Genomic DNA, 3630 nt, shown 5'->3' on the forward strand with positions numbered 1-3630 from the left:
AGTTATTCGATGCAAACTCACGGGCTTGGACGAGGAAATCTTCAATTACAGCAGTAGTCAAATACTCATCTGGTAAACCTGCGAGTTTCATCAGTGTAGTAGTCAACTACTACACTGATGAAACTCGCCATCATCCGCCAATTATACAAACCTAGTTCCATTCCACTAGCTACCAAGCCACCGACACCCAGTGTGGTACTGCTCAACAAATTTTTTAAACTTGGCATAACAATTGCCATTTGGTGATAAACCATGTGCTGACTCTTGATGCGAGCGATTTCGTGTCCGAAAACGTAAATTAACTCATCTGCGCCAAGCCACTCCATTGCATCTAAATTTATACCGATAAGGGGTTTTTCTACGCCAACAATATAGGTTTGAATGTGACCTGTACCTCGAAACAGATACAGTTCAGGAAGTGGAGTAACATCAAGAATTTCGCAGGTTTCTACAAATGTCTGATGTAATTGCGGAAAATTACGGGATGAAATTCTGATTTCACTACCAAGGCTTTGCAGCCTGAGTAAGCGATCAATGCCGTATTCGTTAATTTTTTTGAGTAGCAGAGAGACACCGGGCATATTTTGCAAAGAAGCCAAGGCTTTGCGATCAAAAGGGTGTTCGTAGGCTGCTGAACTCAGTCCAGTTAAAATTTTTCTCGTCATGGGTTTTGAGCTTTATCTTGGAGTGTTTGGGAAGTAGGGCTATTTCATTCTCATCTAGCCCGCCTCAGAATGAATTCTGAGGCTAATAGTCCAGGTCCACTTTAGTGGACTAAAAGCCTTTCTTAGTACAGCTTTGCGTAAAATCGTAGCGTTTTTAATGCAAGAGGACGCATTGGCATTGTTAGCCGATGCATTGGCATTGTCAGCCGATGCATTGGCATTGTTAGCCGATGCATTGGCATTGTCAGCCGATGCATTGGCATTGTTAGCCGATGCATTGGCATTGTCAGCCGATGCATTAGTATTGTCAGTCGATGCATTGGCATTGCAGGGTATTGCTAAATTTAATTCGCTACGAATTAATGAAATGCTGTACTTAGTCCACTTTAGTGGAGTTTTGCTAAAAGCCTGTGAACTTCAGTTCTGGGCGGTTTATGTCTAGAACGAAATAGCCCTGGTTTGGGAAGTTCAGTTACTCAGTACGAACGGCTTGTGCCTTCATTACGCCCGTGGTTAGGGGTTTGGGATTCATGAATTGCCCCAGAGCGCGTGTACTTTTGCGTAAGTCCTAAATATAAATGGCATCTATCCAGCAAATTAATCCCCACAACCGACAATTACCAAGACGAGCCAAGAGCGATCTTAGAGAGAGATTTTACCAGATTGAACTAGAAAATCATATTTGGTTCAGGTCTAAGTATTTATCACCATCTTACCCAGATACAATATGCAGTAGGGGCATACAGCTAGCTGTGCGCTCCTACTACTAGAAAATTTAGAAATTGACAATTCTATCTATGCAAATTATTTATTGGCTATTACTTGCTGTAATGCTTGTGGGAATCATTGGTGCTGTAGTTCCTGCCATTCCTGGTAGCAGCTTAATTTTAATTGCAATTATCGTCTGGGGAATCGTTAGTAGTTCCTTTGCAGCCATCAAGATTCCTCTAATTGTGACAATTATCGTTTTGCTGCTCAGTGTCGGAGTGGATTTTTTAGCTAGTTATGTAGGAGCAAAACAAGCTGGAGCTAGCAAGTGGGGGCAAATTGGCGCAATCGTCGGTTTGGTAGTGGGTTTTTTGGGATTATTACCAACATTGCCTTTTGGTGGCCCACTGTTAGGAATTTTACTAGGCCCGCTTTTGGGAGCAAATATCGGTGAGTATCTTTACCGACGTGACTTCTGGTTGGCGCTGAAAGCGGGTATAGGAATTGTAGTCGGATCATTGGTTGGAAATTTGATTCAAGGGCTGTTAGCGATCGCCGCAGTTGTAGTTTTCGTTGTGACAACTTGGCCGCAAGTATTTGGCTCTTAGCATTTGAAGGTAATAGGGTTAGAAACCGCATCTATAGAAACAAAACCCACCTCCGTGGTTTTCAACCCTCAATTTTTTCTTAGTCCGCAGAGGCGGAATTTGCTTGTGTAGCCGCCCTCACGCAGTGTGCCGCAGGCAATTCCATTCGCTTGGGCTTAACAAAGTTTGGGGGTTTAAGTAAAGAGTTTCTATTAAGCAGCACGTTTTGATGCCTAAATCTAAATCCCCGTCATATCAGGTTTGCTTGATTGCTTATTAAACTCGAAGAACCCCACCCCGCCAAAGCTATGCTTTGTCTCCCCTCCCGAAGAGCGGGGAGGGGTTGGGGGTGGGGTTCTTTTATTATTAACTGCCCGACGCTCGCGGACTCGCTAACGCTGCGCTATCTGCCTCCTGCCTTCTTTGTAATCTGGAAGAATAAAAAACGCTAATTATGTTCAGTGTATTTAAGTGAATCTAATTAGATTTAAACCTATTATGAAGAATTTCAATGCTAGGAATGAAAAAGATACGAAGACCAGTTATAGAAGTAATTAAAATTTTATGAAGATGGCTTAGTCATTAAAGATGTGATGAAGACCACTCAGTAAATATTGCAGGCTCTAAGCCTATGTGATTTTATGAAAATCAGAAATACATCACGCAAGTTTCGCTTTCACTGACAGTATTTTCCATAAATTACTGAGATTAAAAGTAAAGCAATTGCTCTGATTTAAGGTTATTACTAGGAGCCTAAAACGATAATGATTAATTTTAAATCTAGATTCCTAAATGCTACTCTAGCTGCTACTGCTGCAATTCCTTTAGCTACTGCTGGGTTGTTTACCTCTGCTGGTTCTGCACAAGCTGCTGCACTCAATGGTGGTTTTAATTATGGTGGTGCTGGGTTTCCTGCTACTACAGTTGCAGTGTCAAAAACATCCTTAAAATTTGCTCCTAGCCCTGGTTTAGCCTCACTATCATTACAAAGTGGAGATTTTACAGCATTCAACGCAGCTAACATATTTAACGGTACTCCTAACCCTTGGACAGCTGGTTCTCTTTTTCTTGACTTAGGTGTATTTGCAACCCCTGGTACTCTGACAGATGGAGCAAATACGTTTAGCTTAACATCTTTCAATACCCCGACATTCTCTGTACAGACCGCAGGAACAAATGTAAGAGTGAATTACCTTGGATTCTTTGATGATGGATCTGGTAACAAAACCAATGCAGAGGGATACATCACTTTTGTTACTCAAGATATTAATGCAGAAACAACTTACAATAATGGTGGAACATTTGATGCAACCTTTACAGGTCTTGTGGTAAGTACAGTTCCCGAACCAGCTGCATTACTAGGCTTGGGTGCAGTAGGTGCAGTAATGGCTATGTCTCGCCGACGCAAAAATTTCGTTCAATAGACCTAATTCTAAATATAAAAAAGTTACTTTTAGTTGCTAAAAGTAACTCGAATTTATCAATTCGATTTGGCTAGAATGCAAAATTTTACTAACCAGATCGAATTTTTTTATATTGTTAGATATAGGACTATGATTTGATTTCTGAAAAAAATCCGTACAACTCGAAAAGCGTGATTCCATATTCCCTACTCCCTACTCCCCACTCCCCACCTACATAGATAATTTCAAAAATCAAATATGATTCCT

At 41.2% G+C, this 3630-nt stretch carries 3 protein-coding genes and 1 pseudogene; 3 read left to right on the forward strand and 1 reads right to left on the reverse strand.

What is annotated here, in order from left to right; all coding sequences use genetic code 11:
- Positions 1-665, reverse strand: a pseudogene (locus LC574_RS31100) (M48 family metallopeptidase); the annotation flags it as partial.
- A gap of 157 nt (positions 666-822) precedes the next feature.
- On the opposite strand from LC574_RS31100, the gene LC574_RS31105 reads away from it, so the two are divergent.
- The 3 genes from LC574_RS31105 to LC574_RS31115 all read left to right on the forward strand — a co-directional run bounded on the left by LC574_RS31105 (position 823) and on the right by LC574_RS31115 (position 3384).
- Positions 823-1107 (forward strand): hypothetical protein, encoded by a 285-nt coding sequence (locus LC574_RS31105; RefSeq protein ID WP_229457435.1) that lies wholly within the window; start codon positions 823-825, stop codon positions 1105-1107.
- 355 nt (positions 1108-1462) lie between these two features.
- Entirely contained in the window at positions 1463-1981 is a 519-nt protein-coding gene (locus LC574_RS31110) for a DUF456 domain-containing protein (protein ID WP_229457436.1), read from the forward strand.
- Between the two features lie 743 nt (positions 1982-2724).
- Complete coding sequence (locus tag LC574_RS31115) at positions 2725-3384, forward strand: PEP-CTERM sorting domain-containing protein (RefSeq protein ID WP_229457437.1); 660 nt, start codon at positions 2725-2727, stop codon at positions 3382-3384.
- Positions 3385-3630 lie beyond the last annotated feature (246 nt).

Origin of the sequence: Nostoc sp. CHAB 5715 (assembly GCF_020829685.1) — a bacterium.
Taxonomy (GTDB): Bacteria; Cyanobacteriota; Cyanobacteriia; order Cyanobacteriales; family Nostocaceae; genus Nostoc.

Excerpts from the sequence above, each read along its gene's own strand:
- LC574_RS31105 (WP_229457435.1), top strand. The coding sequence starts at position 823 with ATGCAAGAGGACGCATTGGCATTGTTAGCCGATGCATTGGCATTGTCA.
- LC574_RS31110 (WP_229457436.1), top strand. The coding sequence starts at position 1,463 with ATGCAAATTATTTATTGGCTATTACTTGCTGTAATGCTTGTGGGAATC.
- LC574_RS31115 (WP_229457437.1), top strand. The coding sequence starts at position 2,725 with ATGATTAATTTTAAATCTAGATTCCTAAATGCTACTCTAGCTGCTACT.